The 20,143-nt window shown below is 64.5% G+C and carries 17 protein-coding genes and 2 pseudogenes; 2 read left to right on the forward strand and 17 right to left on the reverse strand.

All coding sequences use genetic code 11. From position 1 onward, the window contains the following. The 6 genes and pseudogenes from O7A60_RS19125 to O7A60_RS19150 form a co-directional block, all read right to left on the reverse strand. Positions 1-90 (reverse strand): annotated as a pseudogene (locus O7A60_RS19125) (CoA-transferase subunit beta); the annotation flags it as partial. Further along, the gene (locus tag O7A60_RS19130) at positions 87-944 is read right to left on the reverse strand and encodes a CoA transferase subunit A (RefSeq protein WP_337107568.1); all 858 of its coding nucleotides are present in this window, start codon (positions 942-944) and stop codon (positions 87-89) included. The pseudogene O7A60_RS19125 and the gene O7A60_RS19130, both read right to left, overlap by 4 nt. A gap of 131 nt (positions 945-1,075) precedes the next feature. Beyond that, the gene (locus O7A60_RS19135) at positions 1,076-2,374 is read right to left on the reverse strand and encodes an NAD(P)/FAD-dependent oxidoreductase (RefSeq protein WP_337107569.1); all 1,299 of its coding nucleotides are present in this window, start codon (positions 2,372-2,374) and stop codon (positions 1,076-1,078) included. 2 nt (positions 2,375-2,376) lie between these two features. Beyond that, the gene (locus O7A60_RS19140; RefSeq protein WP_337107707.1) at positions 2,377-3,747 is read right to left on the reverse strand and encodes a glutamine synthetase family protein; all 1,371 of its coding nucleotides are present in this window, start codon (positions 3,745-3,747) and stop codon (positions 2,377-2,379) included. 5 nt (positions 3,748-3,752) lie between these two features. After that, positions 3,753-5,036 carry a glycosyltransferase gene (locus O7A60_RS19145; RefSeq protein ID WP_337107570.1) on the reverse strand — a complete coding sequence of 428 codons (1,284 nt, stop codon included), beginning with the start codon at positions 5,034-5,036 and terminating at the stop codon, positions 3,753-3,755. A 10-nt stretch (positions 5,037-5,046) separates the two neighbouring features. Beyond that, positions 5,047-5,796: a GntR family transcriptional regulator gene (locus tag O7A60_RS19150; RefSeq protein ID WP_337107571.1), complete on the reverse strand. Its 750-nt coding sequence runs from the start codon at positions 5,794-5,796 to the stop codon at positions 5,047-5,049. A gap of 4 nt (positions 5,797-5,800) precedes the next feature. On the opposite strand from O7A60_RS19150, the pseudogene O7A60_RS19155 reads away from it, so the two are divergent. Continuing rightward, positions 5,801-6,302: pseudogene (locus O7A60_RS19155) on the forward strand (aldehyde dehydrogenase family protein); the annotation flags it as partial. 148 nt (positions 6,303-6,450) lie between these two features. On the opposite strand, the gene O7A60_RS19160 reads toward O7A60_RS19155, so the two are convergent. From O7A60_RS19160 to O7A60_RS19185, 6 genes are all read right to left on the reverse strand, one after another. Further along, the gene (locus O7A60_RS19160; protein WP_027144575.1) at positions 6,451-7,266 is read right to left on the reverse strand and encodes a hypothetical protein; all 816 of its coding nucleotides are present in this window, start codon (positions 7,264-7,266) and stop codon (positions 6,451-6,453) included. Between the two features lie 286 nt (positions 7,267-7,552). Further along, on the reverse strand, positions 7,553-8,314 hold the full coding sequence (locus tag O7A60_RS19165) for an SDR family NAD(P)-dependent oxidoreductase (protein ID WP_337107572.1): 762 nt from the start codon (positions 8,312-8,314) through the stop codon (positions 7,553-7,555). 10 nt (positions 8,315-8,324) lie between these two features. After that, positions 8,325-9,137: an ABC transporter permease gene (locus O7A60_RS19170; RefSeq protein ID WP_337107573.1), complete on the reverse strand. Its 813-nt coding sequence runs from the start codon at positions 9,135-9,137 to the stop codon at positions 8,325-8,327. Next, complete coding sequence (locus tag O7A60_RS19175; RefSeq protein WP_337107574.1) at positions 9,137-10,000, reverse strand: ABC transporter permease; 864 nt, start codon at positions 9,998-10,000, stop codon at positions 9,137-9,139. The genes O7A60_RS19170 and O7A60_RS19175 overlap by 1 nt, the downstream gene beginning before the upstream one ends. 66 nt (positions 10,001-10,066) lie before the next feature. After that, a complete protein-coding gene (locus O7A60_RS19180; RefSeq protein WP_337107575.1) occupies positions 10,067-11,230 on the reverse strand; it encodes an ABC transporter substrate-binding protein in 1,164 nt (387 codons plus the stop codon). Beyond that, complete coding sequence (locus O7A60_RS19185; RefSeq protein WP_337107576.1) at positions 11,211-12,347, reverse strand: ABC transporter ATP-binding protein; 1,137 nt, start codon at positions 12,345-12,347, stop codon at positions 11,211-11,213. The genes O7A60_RS19180 and O7A60_RS19185 overlap by 20 nt, the downstream gene beginning before the upstream one ends. A gap of 119 nt (positions 12,348-12,466) precedes the next feature. Between O7A60_RS19185 and O7A60_RS19190 the strand changes: the two genes are divergently transcribed. Beyond that, positions 12,467-13,279, forward strand: coding sequence for a response regulator transcription factor (locus O7A60_RS19190; RefSeq protein ID WP_337107577.1), 813 nt, complete (start codon positions 12,467-12,469; stop codon positions 13,277-13,279). A gap of 17 nt (positions 13,280-13,296) precedes the next feature. On the opposite strand, the gene O7A60_RS19195 is transcribed toward O7A60_RS19190, so the two are convergent. From O7A60_RS19195 to O7A60_RS19215, 5 genes are all read right to left on the reverse strand, one after another. Then, a complete protein-coding gene (locus O7A60_RS19195) occupies positions 13,297-15,378 on the reverse strand; it encodes a 3-hydroxyacyl-CoA dehydrogenase NAD-binding domain-containing protein (protein ID WP_337107578.1) in 2,082 nt (693 codons plus the stop codon). Between the two features lie 118 nt (positions 15,379-15,496). Beyond that, a complete protein-coding gene (locus O7A60_RS19200; RefSeq protein WP_337107579.1) occupies positions 15,497-16,444 on the reverse strand; it encodes an ABC transporter permease in 948 nt (315 codons plus the stop codon). A 3-nt stretch (positions 16,445-16,447) separates the two neighbouring features. Continuing rightward, on the reverse strand, positions 16,448-17,428 hold the full coding sequence (locus O7A60_RS19205; RefSeq protein WP_337107580.1) for an ABC transporter permease: 981 nt from the start codon (positions 17,426-17,428) through the stop codon (positions 16,448-16,450). A 1-nt stretch (position 17,429) separates the two neighbouring features. Further along, positions 17,430-18,950: a sugar ABC transporter ATP-binding protein gene (locus O7A60_RS19210; protein ID WP_337107581.1), complete on the reverse strand. Its 1,521-nt coding sequence runs from the start codon at positions 18,948-18,950 to the stop codon at positions 17,430-17,432. A gap of 49 nt (positions 18,951-18,999) precedes the next feature. Further along, positions 19,000-20,013, reverse strand: coding sequence for an ABC transporter substrate-binding protein (locus O7A60_RS19215; protein ID WP_027144586.1), 1,014 nt, complete (start codon positions 20,011-20,013; stop codon positions 19,000-19,002). Between the last annotated feature and the right edge of the window lie 130 nt (positions 20,014-20,143).

The raw sequence follows: 20,143 nt of genomic DNA on the forward strand, positions 1-20,143 counted from the left end.
GATGCCGACGAAACAGACATCGTCGTTCTTCAACGCACGGCTGGCGGCGATCGTCATCATCTCGTTGGGGGCAAAGGCGAGCTGGCTCATGCCGCTTTCCTCAGATGTTCGACGCGGGCCGCGAAATCATCGGTGGTTCTTTCGATGACATTCGCCTGCATCCACGCCTGGAATTTCTCGCGGTCAGCGGCGATCTCATCCCATTCGAGATAGGCGGCATTGTCCCTGACATAGTAGCCGTGCGCATAGGATGGATGCGAGCCGCCGGGCACGACCGAGATCGCCGAAATCGTCCAGCGCGGCAGCACGGTCAAATTGGGGTGCAGGTCGTCGAAATTGTCGACGACTTCCTCCACCGTGACCACGGCGCGTTTGGCCGCCAGCACGGCTTCCTTCTGGATGCCGATGATGCCTTCGACCAGCACATTGCCTTTCCTGTCGGCCTTCTGCGCATGGATGAAGGTAACATCGGGCCGGATCGAAGGGACCGCCGCCAGCACCTCGCCGGTGAACGGACAGGTGACCGACCTGATGTTGGGATTGACGTCAGCCAGCCCCGCACCGCGATAGCCGCGAAACACGGCACAGGGCAGTCCGGCCGCACCCGCTTCATAGGCGTTGGCCATCCCGGCGTGGCTGTGTTCCTCAATCTCGATCGACCGGGGAAAACCGTTCTCGATCGCATCGCGGGCTCGCCGCAGAAGGCCGACGCCGGGGTTGCCGACATAGGAGAAGACGATTTTTTTCGCCATCCCCATGCCGATCATCTGGTCGTAGATCAGGTCGGGCGTCATGCGGATCAGGGTCAGCTCGCGAAACCCCTGGCGGATCGCCTCATGCGCCGCCGCCGTCGGGATCAGATGGGTGAAGCCTTCGAAGGCAACCGTGTCGCCATTGCTGAGGTTCTCGGCCACGGCCTGTTTGAGCGGCAGGAACTTGACCATCGCAGCGGCCCTCAGGATTCAACAAAGTTCACATTGCGAACAAAAGTACCGTATGTGGTATCTTCTAGCAGGATTTCTTTTTGGTCTGAGAGGCCTTGTTGGACTTCCCGACGTCGGCGGGACAGCGCCCCTCAATGCTTGAGCCTATCCCGCATCGCGTACCACAGCATTCCCAGCACATAGAGCGGCCCGCGCAAGGCCGTCCCACCTGGGAACGGCATCGGCGTCAGCGTCGAGAACAGGTCGAGCCGCGAGGCATCGCCGGTGATCGCTTCGGCGAGCAGCTTGCCCGACAGCGTCGACAGGATGACGCCCTTGCCGGAATAGCCATGCGCGAAATAGACCTCACCATAGTGCCCGACATGCGGCAGCCGCGACGTTGTCACCGACACCAGTCCGCCCCAGGCGTGGTCGATGCGGCATCCCTTCAGCTGCGGGAAGGTGCTTTCCATGTGCGGTCGCACGAAGCCGGCAATATCGGCCGGCGGTGACGGTGTGTAGCGTTCGCCGCCGCCGAACAGCAGGCGTCCATCCGCCGACATGCGGTAATAGTTGACGACGAAGCGTGTGTCGGACACCGCGACATTGGCGGGGATGACGTTGCGAGCGCCCTCCAGCGGCTCAGTGGCGACGATGTAGTTGCCGACCGGCATGATGCGGCTGTTGACGCGCGGCTCCAGCCCGTTGAGCAGCGCATCGCCCGCCAGCACGACATGTCTGGCACGGACCGATCCCTTTGCCGTCGAAACCCGGATCGACGGCTGCCGCTCCAGCTTCACGGCCACCGAATTCTCGTGGATGGTGACGCCGGCCGCGACGGCCGCGCGGGCAAGCCCGAGCGTGTAGTTCAAGGGATGCATGTGACCACCGAGCGGCTCATACATGGCGCCATGATAAGGCGTGTCGACCTTGGCCCGCGCGTCCACCGCCGAGAGAATCTCGACGTCGCGGAATTTCATCACGCTCTCGAGGCACCTGGCCTCTTCTTCCAGATCCCTGAGGTCGGAGCCGTTGACCGCACCGACCAGATGGCCGGTCAGCCTGAGATCACAATCGATGGCATGGCGCTCGATGATGTCGAGCACCAGTCCGCGCGCCTCGAAGGCGAGGTCGAACAGCACCTTGGCCCGTTCCGGGCCATAGAGCTTGACCAGACCCTTGGCGCCCTTGCGCAGGCCGGGGATCATCTGGCCGCCATTGCGCCCCGACGCACCCCAACCGATCCTGCCGCCTTCGAGCAGCACCACCTTGAGGCCGCGCTCGGCGGCGTGAAGGGCGGCCGACAGGCCAGTGCAGCCGCCGCCGACGACGACCAGGTCGGCATCGACATCGCCGGCGAGCGCCGGATGGTCCGGTGCCGGATTGGCGGTGGCGACGTAGTAGGATTTGCCGATATCGAGACCGGAATTGAAACCCGTTGAAGATGCCATGATCACACCTTCAGCAACAGGTGGTCGCGCTCCCAGCTCGTCACCACGCTCTGGAACAGGTCGAGCTCGACACTCTTGACGCGCAGATAGGTCTGGAAGAAGTCCTCACCCAGCAGTTCCCGCACCGGATCGCAAGCCGTGAAGCGGTCGAGCGCTTCCTCCATGGTCTTCGGCAGCGTGCTCCTGATCTTGTAGGCATTGCCCGACGCCTCGGCCGATCGCGAAAGCTTCTGCTCGACGCCCAGATAGCCGGCAAGCAGCGAACCGGCGATCGCCAGATAGGGATTGCAATCCGCACCCGGCAGACGGTTCTCGATCCGCCTTACGGCGCGCCCTCCCGCCGGCACGCGCAGCCCGCAGGAACGGTTGTCATGCGACCACTCGATGTTGGCCGGCGCGCTGTGGTTGGGCCGGATGCGGCGGAACGAGTTCACGTTGGGCGCGAACAGTGGCATGATTTCGGGAATATATTTCTGCAGGCCGCCGATGAAATGGCCGAACATCGCGGTGTCGGCATCGTCGCTGCTGGCGAAAAGCGCGTTGCCGGCCTCGTCGACGACGGACATGTGCAGGTGCATCGAACTGCCGGCCTGGGCCGCGATCGGCTTGGCCATGAAGGTCGCATGCATGCCGCACTGCTGCGCGGCCTGGCGCGTAAACCGTTTGAACAAAAGCACCTGGTCGGCCAGCGGCAGCGCGTCGCCATGCAGCAGGTTGATCTCCAGCTGCGCCGTGCCCGATTCATGGATCAGCGTGTCGAGCGGCAGGCCGGCCGCCGCTGAATGGGCATAGATACGCCGGATCACGGGCTCGAACTCCTCGAGCGCCGCCATGTCATAGGGATGCTGCACGCCCTCGGCGCGGCCATTGGCGCCGAGCGGGGCGGTCAGCGGTCTGTCCGGATCGGGATTGCGCGCGGTGAGGTAGAATTCGAGCTCCGGCGCCACCACCGCGCGCCAGCCGCGCTGGCGGTAGAGATCGAGCACGGCGCGCAGCACATGGCGCGGCGAGGCCATCCACGGCCTGCCGTCCATGTGGAAGGCGTCGGCAAAGACGTAGGCCTTGCCAGCGCCAGCGCCCGGCGCCAGGCACAGCGTCGAGACATCGGGCACCATGCGCATGTCCGGGTCCGAATAGGCAAAACCCTCGTCGATAGAGCCGGAATAGCGGCCATCGATGCTGACCAGGAATGCGCTGCTCGGCAAATAGAGCGCGCGGTCTTCCAGCGCCTTGAGGAATTTGGCCGTCGGCAGCGCCTTGCCGCGCAGCACGCCATTCATGTCGGGCACCAGGCACTCGACGTCGTTGATGCCGTGCTGCGTGAGCCAGGACTTGGGGTCGTTGATTGCGGTATTCGTGTTCTTATCGAGCATTTCGTTCATGTCCGTATCAGCGAGAGTATGGCTTGCGCGGCCACGTCCGTTCCGGGTTTCAGCGCCATCTCGGCTGCATTGTTCCTGAGGCGGGCGCGCATGGCGTCATCGGCCAGCAGGCCGAGAATGGCTCTCTCCAATCCTCCTTCGGTCCAGCCGTCACGGCCGATATGGTCGCCGACGCCGGTCTCTCCGGCGCGTTGCGCATTGTCATGTCCGTCCCAGCAATAGGGCATGATCAGCGACGGCACACCGAAACGCAGCGCTTCGCAAAAGCTGTTGTTGCCGCCGTGGTGGATGAACAGGTCCGACTTCGCCACCACCGAGGGCTGCGGAAACCAAGCGTCGAGATAGACATTGTCGGGCACCGCCCGATAGGCGTCACGCAAGCCGCCGACATTGACGATGAAGCGCGCCGGCAGCCGGTCGAAGACGGCAAGCATGCGCTCGATCAGGCCGACATCCATCGCGCCGAGACTGCCGAAGCTGACATAGACCAGCGGCCCGCCATTGCGCGGGAAAACCGGCACCTCGAAGGGCCCTTCCGAACGCACGCAGCCTTCGAGATAGACGAAGCGCTCGGGGTCGAGCGGCTCGGCGCGTTCGCGCCGCACGATCGAAGGCGTCAGGAGCAGATTGAGATCGGGCGAGGCTTCCAGGAACAGGCCCTTGGGCAGCGGCGCCACGGCGCAATCCGCGCGAAAACGGTTGAAGCGGTCATGCGCCGGAGCCGAAGCCTGGAGATAGCGGGCCTCGAAGGCCTCGCGTTGCGGATCATCGGCGGCAAGCCCGGACAGATAGGGCGGCACTTCGGCGTCCGGCAGCTCCGTCTCGGCGCAGGAAACGACGCGCACCCACGGGCAGCCGGCTGCGGCTATCGCCGGGAACATGATGACATTGTCGAGCACCACGGCGTCGGGCTTCAGCCGCGCCAGCAATTGGCGCAGCGGCGCCTCGGCATTGACCGCCGTGTCGACGATCGCCTGCCAGGTCGGCGCGACGTAGGTTTCGATCTGGTCGATCGGGCTCAGCTTGAAATGCGGCAGGTGCCGGCGCACGAAGGCCTGCCAGTAGCTCTGGCGCTCGCTGTCGCTCAGCGGCTCTTCGGTCGGCAGCTGGTATTCCTGGAAACCGTAGTCGGCAAAGACGCCGGAAAACCCCGCATGGCAGATGAAAACCGGCCGCGCGCCCTTCGCGCGTAGCGCCTGCGCGATGCCGACGCAATTCAACGCCGCCCCGGAACTGGCTTCGGGAAACAGCGCGATGGTCGGTCTCGCTTTACGCGTCAATTAATCCTCTTCAATCCGGCCGGCTGATGATGCCGAACAGCGCGGGGGCGCCGCGGCTGGCAGCTTGCGGTCGCTGGCTGCGGGAGAGCCGCAGGTGGATGCGAAGCAGATCGGCAGCCACTTCATACTGCCGGCTTTCGAGATGGTCGAGTATGTTCAGGTGCTCGCGCAGCGATTGCTTCAGCCGGAAGACGTTGACGCCGGCATAGATGCCCGGCAGCCGGCGCAGCCTGAGGTGATCGGCCAGCGCGTCGGCGACGAACGGTTGGCGCAGCCCTCGGCGCTCATGCCGTGGAAATCGATGTCGAGCCGCTGGAATTCGCCGGTGTCGAACGCGGCGTCGGGCAGCGCCGAAAGCGCCTCCATGGCCTGGCGCAACATCGCGGCGCGCGCCGTCCAGCCGGAACCCCGGCGTCAGAATCGCCGCCGGCTCCAGCAAAAGCCGGAACTCGTAGCTTTCGCCTTGCACCCCCGGATCGTCCGGCGCACGGCGGAACAGCCAGGATTGACCGGGTGCGCGATCGAGAAAGTTTTCTTCGGTCAGTCTATTCAGAGATTTTAATACCGTCTTCCGCTCAGCACCGTAGCGCCGCATCAGCCCGGCGACGGTCACTGTCTGGTCCAGGCGCCGCGCCGACCGGTCGCGCAGGATGGCTTCGGCAAGCTCGTCTTCCTCGGCGGCGGGCAATTCGGCTGACATCGCCGGCTGCGCGGCGAGGTCGATCGCCAGGACATAACCGGTGTCGGCTTCCCAGCGCACGACGGTCGACGATGCCATTGCCCACGGGGCCAAGGCCGTCACCGGCGGCCGCATTCCACCGGCGCACAATACCGGCTGGTTCTACGAACCGACCATCCTGGCCGGCGTCACGCCGGATATGGCGATCGTGCGCGAAGAGTGTTTCGGGCCCGGTCGCCGCGATCTGCCGGGTGAAGGATTTCGACGAGGCTATCCGGCTCGCCAATGACAGCCCGTTCGGGCTTGGCGCTTCGGTGTTCACCACGGATCTCGCCGAAGCGCATGAGGCGGCCGAACGGCTCGAGGCCGGTATGGTCTGGGTCAACAACCCCTTGATCGACAATGACGCCCTGCCCTTCGGCGGCTGGAAGGCTTCCGGCCTCGGCCGCGAACTCGGGCGCCAGGGTCTCGATGCCTTCCGCCGTTCCAAGATGGTCATCATCGACCACAGGCCGGCAATCCAGGACTGGTGGTATCCCTATCCCGACAGCTGGTTCCGCGAGACCGGCGGCCGCAAACACGTATGAAGAATGGCGCCCGGCAACTCCACGCGGCTGTTGTGCTCTTATGCATCGATCGCTTCGACCAGGGCGCGCGAGCAGGAAAAACAATGCCGCCGGGCGAAGCCCAGCGGCATCGTCTTTGACTGGCTACCGCCTTTTCAGTGACGATCCGCTACGGCGTCGTTCCCGCTTGAAGCTTGGCCGCCGTCTGGTCGATCTTGCCGGCAAGGACGCCTTGGGCCCAGGCCGTGACCTCGGCGTCGACAGGCTTGTTGGCCATGTCCGTCAGCGCCGCGTCGAGCGATGCGTCATCGGTGCCGACCGCTGCCGCGGTTGCCGCGGCCGCGGCTTCGTCGGCAGCCGCATTATCGGCGGCGACCACAGCCTGCTGAGCTGTGACATCGGCCTGCAAGGCCGATATCTGCCCAGGCAGGGCCGCCTGCTGTTCGGGTGTCATAGCGTCGATCTCGGCCTGCGACAGCGACGTCAGTGCGCTCAGCTGCGAATTCAGCGCATCCAGCTGGGCCTGGGCAGCGGCAGCCGTGGTGGCGGCCGCCGCAGCCGCAGCCTGTGCATTCTTGGCTTTCGCCGATTGGGTCACGAATGCCTGAATGGCACCGAACTTCTTGCTCTTGGAGTTCATATAGGCGTTGATGTTGCGCTGCAGCGAGTTCAGCCGGCCGAGTTTGGCGTGGATGTTCTTCTGCTTCGACGAGACTTCTGTATCGACCGTGGTGCTGGCCGTGATGTCCGTTTCCGTCTTGGCTGCCCGTCCCGGTGCCGACGACGACTTGCCGTGCGAAGCGCCGCTGTTGCCGCCACTATTCCCGTGGGTGCCGCTATTGCCGTTGCCCCCGGAATTGCCGTTGCCGCCGCCATTGCCTCCAGCATTGCCGCCGCCGTTGCCATGCCCATTGCCGGCGAGCGCCGGAGACGCCAGAAGCGCCAATGCGGCCAGCGCCGCGAACAGAGTTTTCCGGTTTGTCATGGTAATCTCCTCGGGAATCGCGTTCTCGCCCACCGCTAAACCATCTGCGTATGAGAAATCGCTAATTGTACCCGGTAAACTTTAAACAAACGCGGTCGCAATCCGAGAGCGGGCGCCAAGCCGGAAACGTAAGACACTGAAAAGCAACGGAATTCACTGCCTTTGACTTGCAATGGCACTGAAGTCCCATGCCAGCCAGACCTTGGTCTTGTGCCGTCCGGCGCCACGCGAAACCGCAGGAAAAAGGGGGCTGAAATAGGTAGGTCGATAGATAAAAGCAGAGGTCTCAGCCAATGCTTTCACCGCCGTCGATCACCAGCGCCTGGCCGGTCATGAAGGACGATCGGTCCGACACGAGAAACAGGATCGCCTCGGCGATCTCTTCGGCCACGGCCCAGCGCCCCATCGGGATTTTGGTGCGGACATAGGTTTCGATCGCCGCGCGTCCGCCCATCTGGGCGATGAACGGTTCGTTGAAGGGCGTGTCGACCCAGCCCGGGCAGAGCGCGTTGACGCGCACATTGTGCCGGGCATAGTCGAGCGACATCTGCCTGGTCATCGCCACCACGGCATGTTTCGACGTCGCATAGGCGATCATCTCGCGGTCGTAGAAGACGCCCGAATTCGAAGCCGTGTTGAGGATGACGCCGCCCCCTTGCGCGATCATCGACGGCATGACGATCCGGGCCGCCAGGAATTGCGCCCGCACATTGACCCGCCAGGAGGCATCCATGCCGTCGGTCTCGACCTCGGTCAGCGTGCCGCCGACCTGGATGCCGGCATGATTGTGCAGGATGTCGATGCGCCCATGCTTTTCCAGCGTGCCGGTTATGAGTTGCTCAACAGCCGCGTCCTCGCCGACATCGGTGGCGATGGCCTCGGCCCGGCCGCCCAATGCCCGAATGTCTGACGCCGTTGCCTCACCGTTGGCCGCATCCTTGTCGGCGATGACGACCATGGCGCCTTCCCTGCCCATGATCATGGCGCCAGCACGTCCGATGCCGGAGCCGGCGCCGGTCACCACGGCAATGCGGTCTTTGAGGATCATGGAGCGGCTTTCAGTTTGATGGCCTGCGCTGGCGCAGCTGCCATTGGGCAAGCACCACGAGCAGGACGGAAGCGACGAGCACGATGGTCGCGACGGCGTTGATCTCCGGCGTCACGCCGCGCCGGATGGAGGCGAAGACATAGATCGGCAACGTCGTCTGCGCGCCGGCGACGAAGAAGGCGACGATGAAATCGTCGAAGGAGAAGGTGAAGGCGAGTAGAAAACCGGCGACCACCGCCGGCATGATCTGCGGCAGGACGATCGAGCGGAACGTCGTCAGCGGCGTGGCGTAGAGGTCGCTCGACGCTTCGACCAGATTGCGGTCGAGGCTGCCCAGCCGCGTGCCGACGATCATCGCCACCAGCGCCATCGAGAACAGGCCATGCGCGGCGATGATCGAGCCGTAGCCGAGCGACAGGCGCGGCGGTTGGTCGCCGGGCCAGACTGAGGCGAGGAACGGATTGACGACCGCGAACAGCTGGACAAGCGCGACCAGCGTCGAGATGCCGATGACGACGCCGGGAACGACGATCGCCGCGCCGAGCAGCCCGTCGAAGACGGCGCGGGTTCTGATGCCGACACGCGCCAGGCCGAGGGCTGCCGCAGTGCCGAACACCGCCGCGAGCAGGGCGCTGGTGCTGGCAATGAACAGGCTGTTCTTCAGCGCCTCGACCAGGAACGGGTTGGACAGCGCCTTGCCATACCATTGCACGGAGAAGCCGGTGAACTCGCTGGCATGGTGGCCGGCATTGAAGGAGAACAGCACGACCAGCACGATCGGCAAATAGAGGAAGGCGAAGACGGCAATGACGAAGGCGCGCATCAGATCAGGTCCACCCTGCGGGCGCCCGAGACCCGGGTCGAGATGCGGTTGGCGGCAATCAGCACCACCACCGAAACCAGCACCAGCGTGATCGCGATGGCCGACCCGAATGGCCAATTGCGCGACTGCAGGAACAGATCGACCAGCGCATTGCCGATGAAGAACACCTTGCCGCCGCCAAGCAGCGTCGGGATCAAATATTCGCCAAGCAGCAGGATCATGACCAGCGAGAAGCCGGTCATCACGCCCGGCAGTGACAATTTCAGGGTCACGCCCAGAAAGGTCGATAATGGCGTCGCGCCGAGATCGGCGGAGGCTTCCAGCAGCCTTCGGTCGAGCCGCTCGAGGCTGACATAGATCGGCAGGATCATCAGCGGCAGATAGCCGTAGACGATGCCGAGCAGGACGGCGCCCGGCGTGTTGATCAGCCTGACATCCTCGATGCCTGCAAAAGCGAGCAGCGCCGGTATGCCGCGTCCGCCCAGAATGTACATCCAGGCATAGGTCCGCATCAAAAGGCTCGTCCAGAATGGAATGACGACCAGCGCGAGCAGGATCAGCCGCCAGCGCTGCGGCGCCTGCAAGGCGAGGTAATAGGCGACCGGATAGGCAACGAGCAGGCAGGCAAGCGCACCCACCGGCGCCAGCACCATCGTGTTCCAGAACGCGGTCGCCCGCGCCGGAAGATTGGCGTATTGCGCCAGCGTGAAGGCCGCCTGATAGCCGCCCTCGGGCGCCCGCTCACCGACGCTGAACACGGCGATGGCGATGAACGGCAGCACCAGGAACACCACCAGCCATACTGTCGCCGGCGCGAGCAGCAAGGCAGTCAGGAAATTATGCCGAAATCTGTTGCCGTGCATTTGAAAAACCGCCTCGGTACCGGCGGACATGGGCCCGCCGGTCGATTGTCTTTGTCCTGGCCAGTCTCAAGCCGATTTGAAGCGCGCCATCAGCTCGGCGCGGCCCGGATCGGTCAGCGTCGCCGCCGCGCCGAATTCGAGCGGCGTTAACAGGTCCGCCGCCGGATAGAGGATCGGATTGTCGAGCACCTCCTTGGGCAGCAGCTTGTTGACCCGCGCATCGGTCGAAGGCGCGCCATTGGCCAGGTGCTCCTTCACCGCGACCTGCGGGTTCATCAGATAGTTGAGCAACGCATAGCCGGCGGGCTTGTTCGGCGCATCCTTCGGGATGGCATAGAAATCGGTCCAGATCTCGCCGCCTTCCTTGCCAAGCACATAGGCGATCTCGGGAATGTCGCGATGCAGCTGCGCGCCGTCATTGGTCCAGCACATCGTCATCCAGGCGTCGCCCGCGCGCATGCCCGGCTGGTAGTCGGACGATACGGCGAACAGGTGCGGCTTGACCTTCAGCAGCAACTCCTCCGCCTTGGCGAGCTCGTCCTGTTTCAGCGAATTGAACGAATAGCCGTAATATTTCAGCGCATTGCCGATAGTCGTGAGCTGGTAGTCATGCACCATGGTGCGGCCGTCGCCCTCGGCCATGGCGGTATCCCAGAATTCCTTCCAGCTCGTCATCGGCTTGGTGAGCTTCTTGGTGTTGACGGCAAAACCCGTCGTGCCCCAGTTCTTCGGCACGGCGTAAATAGTGCCATCGATGGTACCCTCGGAGGTGAAGCGCGGATCTTCCTGGGTGCCGTCGAAATTCGGCAGCTTCGCCATCTCCAGCGGCTCGATGATGCCGAGCTTCTTGTAGGTCGAGATCGTATAATTGGTCGGCACGAACAGGCTCCAGCCCGAGGCCCCGGCCTGCAGCTTGGCCAGCATCTCCTCGTTGGAGCCGAACACGTTGACCTCGACGGCGACGCCGGTGTCCTTCTTGAAGTTTTCGAAGGTCTGCGGGTCATGGTAGTTCGGCCAGGTGGCGATCGACATACGGTCACCAAGGCTTTCGGCGGCGAAAGCCGGCGTCGGCATGATGCCGATCTCGCGCGCCATCACCGCCGTCGCGATGCCGAGTCCGGTGAGGCCGAGGAAGTCGCGGCGGCCGATTGAGCCACGCTTCAGGCGCATCAGTTGGTCGACGAAATTCTCGGGGCTTATCGGCAGTCCGTCACGATATGATTTCGACATGTTTGTTTACCCTCTGGTTGGTCCCGTTGTTCTTGGTTTCCGGAAACGCCAGCGGCGTTCCGGAGGCATAGCCGATGGCGACGGGTTCGCCCGGCTTGAAGAGATTGCCTTGGCCGATCAGGTGATCAGTCTTGGCGAGCAAAGTGCCGATGCCCTGGACCTCGATCGCGTATTCCGCCGTCGAGCCCAGGAAAATCCGGTTGCGGACGACGCCCTTGAGCGGACCGCTTGTCGGCGCACCAAGGCTGAGTGATTCAGGACGCAGGCTGATCGAGACGGCCTCGCCCTGCTGCAGGGCAGTGCGCTTGCGCGCCGCAATGACGGTGCCGTCCGCCAGCGCCACGCTGACAAGGTCACCCGCATGACCGGCAACCTTGCCGGGAAGCAGATTGGTCTTGCCGACGAAATCGGCCACGAACAGGTCGGCCGGCTCGTCATAGATCTCGCTCGGCTGGCCGAGCTGGACGATGCGCCCGCCATTCATGACGCAGACGAAATCGCTCATCGACAGCGCTTCCTCCTGGTCGTGGGTGACCAGCACGAAGGTGATGCCGATCTCGCGCTGCAGGTTCTGCAGCTCGATCTGCATGTCGGTGCGTAGCTTTTTGTCGAGCGCCGCCAGCGGCTCATCGAGCAACAACACCGCCGGCTTGTTGACCAGCGCGCGCGCCAGCGCGACACGCTGCTGCTGGCCGCCGGACAGTTCGTGGATCTTGCGGCCGCCATAGCCGGCGAGCCGCACCATTTCGAGCGCTTCGCCGGACCGCCGGCCGATCTCGCGCGACGACAGCCGTGGCCTTGCCTGGCGCAGGCCATAGGAAACGTTGGCTTCCACGTCGAGATGCGGGAACAGCGCATATTGCTGGAACACCATATTGACCGGCCGCCGGTAGGGCGGCGTGCCGGCCATGTCCTGGCCGCGGATGAACACCTGGCCTTCGCTCGGCTGCTCGAAGCCACCGATCATGCGCAGGCAAGTCGTCTTGCCGCAGCCGGACGGTCCAAGCAGGGCAACGAAGGCGGACGGTGGCACGGCAAGATCGATGCCGCTGACCGCGGTCACCGCGCCATAGCGCTTGGTGACGCCGCGAAATTCGATGTCGGGCACTGCGGTCAAGGCTGCGGGCTCCAGCGACAGGACGATGTGATTTCAAGACGCTACCAGAGCCAATGGCAGCTAGTATATACCTCGCAGGTGGTATATCTGATCTATTTTCTCATTTGAGGGGGTATGGATTGAGTGGATCCCGCAGTGACGAATACAGCCGGCTCGCCACCCTTGTCGCGGCGACGCGGGAGACGAGCGGCGACCTTTTCGGCCAGGCGATGGTCGACTGGCTGCGGCAGCATGTCGGCTTCGACCACTGCGTGATCTTCGGCTATCGCGGCGCCGCGCGCCCGTCGCTGCTGTTCGAGACGTTCACACCGGTCGAAAGCCACGTCTTCGTCGCGCTCTATCAGGAAGGGCCCTACCTGCTCGACCCGTTCCATCACGCGGCGGTCGAGCGCAAGGAAGGGTTCTGGCGCATGCGGGAACTCGCGCCTGATCGTTTCTACGCCAGCGAATATTTCCGCTCCTACTACAGCCAGACCAGGCTAGCCGAGGAAGTCGGCTTCTTCGTGCCGCTGCCGGGCAAGGACGCGCTGGTGCTGTCGCTGATGCGGCTCAGCGCTTCCGGCCCGTTCGGCACCGCCGATGCCAGGCTGCTGCGCGACATGGCGCCGACCGTGATCAGCTTCATCCGATTGCGCTGGCCTGCCCTTCCCGCCGACGAGCCGGCCGAGACGAAGCAGGACGAGGAAATAGCCGCGGTCAACGAGTTCGACCGCGCCCATATCTGGAAAAGCCTGTCGCTGACGCCGCGCGAAAAACACGTCGTCGATCTGGTGCTGCAGGGACACTCCACCGAGTCGATCGCCAGGGCCATGCGCATCGTGCCGGGAACCGTGAAGGTCCATCGCCGCAACATCTACCGCAAGCTCAAGATCAAGTCGCAGGCCGGCCTTTTCGCCCGCTTCGTCGAGATCATCGACGCGCGGATCCGATGATTCCCGCAGGCCGCTGACTACCCTCGGATCCCGGCTGTTGACCCGGTTTCCCAGGAGCCGGTCTCGGCCATCCGCTTGAGCAAAGGCGCTGGCTTGAAAACATCCTTGCCGGTCCGCTCGTGCCAATATTCGAGCCGCTCGACGATCCTGGCCCCGCCTTCCAGGCCGGCCCAGAACATCGGACCGCCCTTGCCGACGGGAAAGCCGTAGCCATTGACCCAGACGACGTCGATGTCGGAGGCGCGGGCAGCAATCCCTTCCTCCAGTATCTTCGCCCCCTCGTTGACCAGGGGATAGAGCGTGCGTTCGATGATCTCGTCGGCGCTGATCGTGCGCGGCGCGATGCCCTTCTCGGCGGCCTTGTCACGGATCAGCGCCTCGACCTCGGGATCGGGTACCGGCGTGCGCGAACCGTTCTCGTAGAGATAGAAGCCACGACCGCTTTTCTGGCCGAAACGGCCCTGTTCGCACAGCGTGTCGGCGATGACGGCCGTCAGGCCGCGCGCCTTGCGGTTGCGCCAGCCGATGTCGAGGCCGGCCAGGTCGCCCATCTGGAACGGCCCCATCGGCCAGCCGAAATCGATGAATGCCTTGTCGATCCGGTTGGGGATCGCGCCCTCCAGCAGCAGCGCTTCCAATTCCGAGCCACGCGCCGCCAGCATGCGGTTGCCGACGAAACCGTGGCAGACGCCGACGACGACAGCCACCTTGCCGATCCGCCTCGCCAGATCGACCACGGTCGCCAGCGCATCCGGCGCGGTCTTTTCGGCGCGCACGATCTCCAGCAGCTTCATGACGTTGGCCGGCGAGAAGAAATGCAGCCCGAGCACATCCTGCCGCCGCGAGGTCGAGGCGGCGATCTCGTCGATGTCGAGATAGGAGGTGTTGGTGGCAAGGATAGCGCCCGGCCTGGCCACCGCGTCGAGCTTGCCGAAGATTTCTTTCTTGACTGCCATGTCCTCGAACGCCGCCTCGACAATCAGGTCGCAATCCGCGAGATCGGCATGGTCGATCGAGCCTTTGAACTGACCGAGCCGCTGCCGCTTGGCGTCTTCGCTCAAGGAGCGGCGCGCGACGGAGACGGCGTAATTCTTCTCGACCGTCGCCAGCCCCCGCTGCAACGCTTCCTGGCTGGTTTCCAGCAAGGTGACGGGAAAGCCGCCATTCGCGAAAGCCATGGCGATGCCGCCGCCCATCGTGCCGGCGCCGATAACGCCGACGCGGGCGATCCTGCGTTTGACGACATTGCCGGGAAGCTTGGCCGCCTCGCGTTCTGCGAAGAACAGATGCCGCTGCGCGCGCGACTGGTCGCTGGCGACGAGCTTGACGAACAGCGCCCGCTCCGCCGCCAGCGCCTCGTCGAAGGGCAGCGTGACGGCATTGCGCACCGCCTGAGCGCAGGCGATCGGCGCTTCCAGGCCCCGCGCCTTCCCAGCCAAATCCGCCGCCTCGGCATCGAAGGCCGCCAGATCGGTTTCCCTAAGTCCCTCATCGCGATCACGCACCGGCGTGAACGGACCACCCTTGCGGGCCATTTCGCGGGCGAAATTCACGGCGTGGGTGGTCAGATCGCCCGCGAAGACGGCGTCGACCAGGCCGGCCCCGTGCGCCTCGTCCGCGCCGATCGGTGTGCCGGAACCGATCATCCTCAGGGCCTTCACGGCACCAACAAGACGCGGCAGCCGCACCGTGCCACCGCCGCCCGGCAGGAGGCCGAGCTTCACTTCGGGCAGGCCGAGTTTTGCGCCTTGATCGGCAACGCGGAAATGGCAGCCTAGCACCAGTTCCAGCCCGCCGCCGAACGCTGTGCCGTGAATGGCGGCCACCGTTGGCTTGGCGATGGCTTCGAGCGCCGCCACGATGGCACGCAGGTCAGGCTGCTGCACCGGCCTGCCGAATTCGGTGATGTCGGCGCCGGCAACGAAGGTCCGGCCGGCGCAGGCAATGACGATCGCCACGACCGATGCCTCCTCCTGCAAAGCGATCAGCGCCTGCGTTAGTGGCTCGCGGACGTGAAAACTCAGCGCGTTGACTGGCGGATTGTCGATGGTGAGGATGGCGACGCCACCCTCATTCGCGACACTGACAGAACTGGACAAGCGGAGCCTCCGAGACCGACTGAGATCGCGGACCGGTTTACTAGGCCACGCTGCGAATGGGAACCGGCTGGTCCAATTGTTGGCCCGACAGGCTGAGGTCGCGCCCTAGACGTTGCAGTCAGCGCACCGCCTTCTCGCCACCCGCCGCCGTGATCACCCCAACGATGATCAGCCCCGTCAGCAGCAACCGCACGCCGGCGCTGACCCCGAATGTGTTGAGCATGGTGAGCAGCAGCACCAGGAACAGCGCCGCGCCCCAGACGCCGGGCACATTGGCCTTGCCGCCGGCCACCGACGTGCCGCCGATGACGACGACAGCGATCGAAGCGAGCAAATATTCGTTGCCGATATCGACATTGGCGCCGCGGAAATAGCCGGCGAGCAGCGCGCCGTCGATGCCGCCGAGCGCCCCCGAAAGCGTGTAGGTGAGGAAGCGGATGCGCCCGACCTTGACGCCGGCCAGCCAAGCGGCACGGATGTTCTGGCCGATCGCCAGCACCGAGCGGCCGTAGATCATGCGCTGCAAGGCGATGGCCGCACCCATGGTGAACAGCACGGTGAGGATCGCCAGCACGGGAATGCCGAGCACCTGCCAGTTGGTGAAATCGGCGAAGCCGGGCGGCGGCTTGATCTGCAGCCCGCGCCCATAGCTGATGTCGACCGACTGGATGATGAAGCTCGCCGACAGCGTCGCGATGATCGGCGGGATGCGCAGCGCCCAGATCAGCAGATAGTTGATGACGCCGATCGCGGCACCACAGGCGAGCGCCGCCAGCAGTCCGACCACGATCATGGCATCGCTGCCGCCCATCACCTTCATGGCAACCGCGCTTGCCAAGCCGATATTGGCCGGCAGCGACAGGTCGACATTGCCGGGCCCGAGCGTGATGACGAACATCTGGCCGACGCCGACGATGACGGTGAACACGGCAAGCGACAATGCGGCCGTGACCATGCCGCCGCCGCCATAGCCGCCGGTGAAGGCGATCGTCGCCAGCCACACCAGCAGCGCACCGACAAACGACCAGATCCACGGTTTTGTGAGCAGCTTTTTCAGCGAAGCCATCGCTCACCTTTCCCTGCGGCTGATCAGCACGCGCGCCGCCAGCACGATGATCAGGATGGCGCCGTTGGCGGCCACCTGCCAGTCGGGCGGAATGTGCATGAAGGTGAGCAGCGGCGAGGCGGCCAGCGCCAGCGTCAGCGCGCCGATGACAGCACCGATCGGCGAGACCCGGCCGCCGACGAACTCGCCGCCGCCGAGGATGACGCCGGCGATGGCCAGCAGCGTGTAGCCATTGCCGATATTCGCATCCGCCGAGGTGGTGATGCCGATCAGCGCCATGCCCGACAGCACGCCGAAAAGACCGGCCAGCGCGAACAGCACGATCTTGGTCTTGAGCAGCGACCAGCCGGCGCGTCGCAGCGCCGCCGGATTGCCGCCGGAGCCGCGCAGGATCACGCCGTAGGAGGTGCGCATCAAACCAAAATGCACGACCGCGGCGATCAGCAGCGCGGCGATGATCGGAAACGGAATGAAGGGCGGCTTGAAGGACATGATCGCCAGCAGCCAGTCCGGCGCCTTGCCGCCGGGTTTGGGCAGGACGAGGATGGCCAGCCCCTGCCAGACGAAACTCATGCCGAGCGTCACCACGATCGAGGGCAGGTTGCGCATGTGGATCAGCGCGCCGAGCAGCGCATAAATGCCGATCGATCCGACGAGAATGAGGACGCCGATGAGCGGTGCGTCCTTCAGCCAGGTCGCGGTGACGCAGCCGACAAAGCCGACAAAGGTGCCGATCGAGAGGTCGAGCTCGTTGCCGGCGATGACGAACATCTGCGCGATCGTCGCCAGCGCGATCGGAATCGCCAGGTTCAGCATCAGGCTGAAGCCGAAATAGCTGATGGCGCGCGGGTTGAGCCAGGCGATTGCCGCCAACACCAGCGCCAGCGACAGCGCCGGCAGCAGGCCACGCAACAGCCGCGCCCGCGCCGCCGCATTGCGTGCCGCCGACCCCTTGAAGCCATTGTCAATTGGCGTCGCCGTCATTTCAGGCCGCATCGCCGAAGGAGGACTGGATGATCTTCTCCTCGGTCAGCTCGTCGCGCGTCAAATTGGCGACGATGCGGCCGTTCTTGAAGACATAGATGTGGTCGCAATTGTCGAGCTCTTCGGTTTCGGTCGTGTACCAGAGGAAGGTGCGGCCGCGACCCGCTTCTTCGCGCACGAGGTCGTAGACCTCCAGCTTCGTGCCGATGTCGACGCCGCGCATCGGATCGTCCATCAGCACGATTTCGGCATCGGAGCCCAGTGCGCGGGCAAACAGGGCCTTCTGCTGGTTGCCGCCCGACAGCGAGAAGATGTTGTTGTTCATGTCAGGCGTGCGGATGCCGATCTTCTTCTTCCAGGCATCGGCGAGCTCCGCCTCGCGCCGCGGCGAGATCAGCAACCCGTTGCGCAGACGCGCCAGCGAGCGGATGCCGATATTCTGCGCAATCGACCATTGCGGAAAAATACCGTCCGACTGGCGGTCGCCCGCCACCAGCGCCACCGGCGCCGTGACCTCGATGCCGGCCTTGGCGCGCGCGGCGGCATTAAAGATCCGCAGCAGCAAGTCGGTCTGTCCGTGCCCGGCCAGCCCGGCAAGGCCGATGATCTCGCCCGCGCGGGCGACAAGGTCCTTGCCGTCAGTCTGCCCGGCGGGCCGCGCCCGGACGCGCAGCGGACTGGCGCCTGGCTTGGCGGCAGCCGCCTGTGCGGCGATCTTCTCGCGCGCCTCGGCTCCGCCCATCACCGTCACCAGCCGGTCGCGATCGAAGGCACCAGCCGCGTCCGACGCCACCACCTTGCCGTCGCGCATCACGACGATGCGGTCGGCGTTCCGCAACACTTCACCCAGCACGTGCGAGATAAGGATGCAGCTTTTGCCGCCGGCGACGAAGCGGCGCACGAAAGCCAGCAGCTGGCCGGCCGTGTGCGCGTCGAGCGACGAGGTCGGCTCGTCGAGGATGACCAGGTCGAGCCGGTCCTGTGTCACCGTGAAGGCGCGCGCCACCTCGACCATCTGGCGCCGGCCGATCGAGAGATCGCCGACAATGTCCCAGGCCGAGATGCCATGGTCCGGGAAGATCTCATCGAGCTTGGCGGCGATCAGCTCGGCCGCCCTGCGCCGCCAGCCGAAGCCGGAGAGCGAAGCATGGTTGATGCGCGTGTTTTCGGCGACGCTGAGATTGGGACAGAGCGAGAGCTCCTGGAACACGCAGCGTATGCCGAGCTGCTGCGCTCGCGACACCGAGTAGTTCTCTTCGATACCGCCATGCACCCCGATCGTCCCGCTGTCGGGCGTCGAGGTGCCGGCCACCATGTGCATCAGCGTCGACTTGCCGGCGCCGTTATGGCCGACGAGGCCGACGCATTCGCCGGATCCGACATGGAAATCCACCCCGCCCAGCGCCCTGACGGCGCCGAAATGCTTTTCGGCACCGTCAAGTCTTACGATGTCAATATTGGCGGCGCCGAATTGTTTTTCGGCGCCGCTCAGTCTGATGACGTCCGTATTGCCTGCAGCCATGCTCAACGATATCCGTTCAGTGGTGCGCGCGGCAACGCGTGTGCGACTTTCACTTGATATTGGCTTTGATCGCCGCGATGGCATCTTCCTGCGTGTATTCGTGGGTGGCGACACCGCCCTCCTTGATCTTCGGCAGGGCCGCCTCGAAATCGTCCTGGGTGAAGGCGAGATACGGCACCAGCAGATCGTGCGGGATGTCCTTGCGGCCATCGAGCACCTGCTGCGCCACCCAGAAGGCGAGCGTCGACACGCCAGGCGCGATCGAGGCCGACCAGGTCTGGTAGCCGTCCTTGTCCTTCTGTTCCTTCCACCACTTCAATTCGTCCTGCCGGTTGCCCATGATGATGGTCGGGCGCGGCTTGTTGGCGGCGGCGAAGGCTTGCGCGGCGCCATAGCCGTCGCCGCCCTGGTCGACGATGCCGACGATGTCGGGCAGCGACGGCAGGATGGTCGCCACCGCCTTCTGCGCCGTGGTCTGGTCCCAGTCACCGGTGACCGAGCCGACGATCTTGAACTCGGGATGGGCGGCAACGCCCTCGAGGATACCGGCATGGATGGCGTCGTCGATCGAAGTGCCGGCCAGGCCTCGGATTTCAAGCAGATTGCCGCCCTTGGGCTGGAACTTGGCCATATGCTCGACTTCCTGCTTGCCCATGTCCTTGAAGTCGACGACGACGCGGTAGGCGCAAGGCTCGGTTACGGTGCCGTCGAAGGAAACGACGGTGATCCCAGCGTCGCAGGCCTGCTTGATGGCGCCGTTGAGCGCATCCGGCGAGGCGGCGTTGATGACGATGGCGTCATAGCCCTGCAGGATCAGGTTCTGCACCTGAGCGGCCTGGGTCGGCACCTCCTTGTCGGCGGTGGTGAAGACATCGGCCGCGCCGACGATCTTGTCGTCGACCGCCTTCTTGGTGACGATGCCGTAGCTGTCGAGCATCGCCTGCCGCCACGAATTGCCGGCGTAATTGTTGGAGAACGCGATCTTCTTGCCGCTGGTGTCGGCCAAAGCCGTACCTGCTGCGAGCACCGCCGCAAGCGTGCTGAGAACCAATAGCTTCTTCATGTGATACTCCTCCCGAGAGTTGCTGATCAGTTTGGTTGTCGACGATTTCGCGGTTGCGATCCTGTTTTTTATCTATTGTCAGACAAAAGTGCAGAAGGCCGGCGGGCTGTCAACCGCAATCCGATGTACG

The sequence above is a fragment of the Mesorhizobium salmacidum (SeqCode) genome (assembly GCF_037179605.1).
Taxonomy (GTDB): Bacteria; Pseudomonadota; Alphaproteobacteria; order Rhizobiales; family Rhizobiaceae; genus Mesorhizobium; species Mesorhizobium salmacidum.

Bases quoted from the DNA above. Each gene is read 5' to 3' on its own strand.
- O7A60_RS19130 (WP_337107568.1), bottom strand. From the start codon at position 944: ATGGTCAAGTTCCTGCCGCTCAAACAGGCCGTGGCCGAGAACCTCAGC.
- O7A60_RS19135 (WP_337107569.1), bottom strand. From the start codon at position 2,374: ATGGCATCTTCAACGGGTTTCAATTCCGGTCTCGATATCGGCAAATCC.
- O7A60_RS19140 (WP_337107707.1), bottom strand. From the start codon at position 3,747: ATGCTCGATAAGAACACGAATACCGCAATCAACGACCCCAAGTCCTGG.
- O7A60_RS19160 (WP_027144575.1), bottom strand. From the start codon at position 7,266: ATGACAAACCGGAAAACTCTGTTCGCGGCGCTGGCCGCATTGGCGCTT.
- O7A60_RS19165 (WP_337107572.1), bottom strand. From the start codon at position 8,314: ATGATCCTCAAAGACCGCATTGCCGTGGTGACCGGCGCCGGCTCCGGC.
- O7A60_RS19170 (WP_337107573.1), bottom strand. From the start codon at position 9,137: ATGCGCGCCTTCGTCATTGCCGTCTTCGCCTTCCTCTATTTGCCGATC.
- O7A60_RS19175 (WP_337107574.1), bottom strand. From the start codon at position 10,000: ATGCACGGCAACAGATTTCGGCATAATTTCCTGACTGCCTTGCTGCTC.
- O7A60_RS19180 (WP_337107575.1), bottom strand. From the start codon at position 11,230: ATGTCGAAATCATATCGTGACGGACTGCCGATAAGCCCCGAGAATTTC.
- O7A60_RS19200 (WP_337107579.1), bottom strand. From the start codon at position 16,444: ATGGCTTCGCTGAAAAAGCTGCTCACAAAACCGTGGATCTGGTCGTTT.
- O7A60_RS19205 (WP_337107580.1), bottom strand. From the start codon at position 17,428: ATGACGGCGACGCCAATTGACAATGGCTTCAAGGGGTCGGCGGCACGC.
- O7A60_RS19210 (WP_337107581.1), bottom strand. From the start codon at position 18,950: ATGGCTGCAGGCAATACGGACGTCATCAGACTGAGCGGCGCCGAAAAA.
- O7A60_RS19215 (WP_027144586.1), bottom strand. From the start codon at position 20,013: ATGAAGAAGCTATTGGTTCTCAGCACGCTTGCGGCGGTGCTCGCAGCA.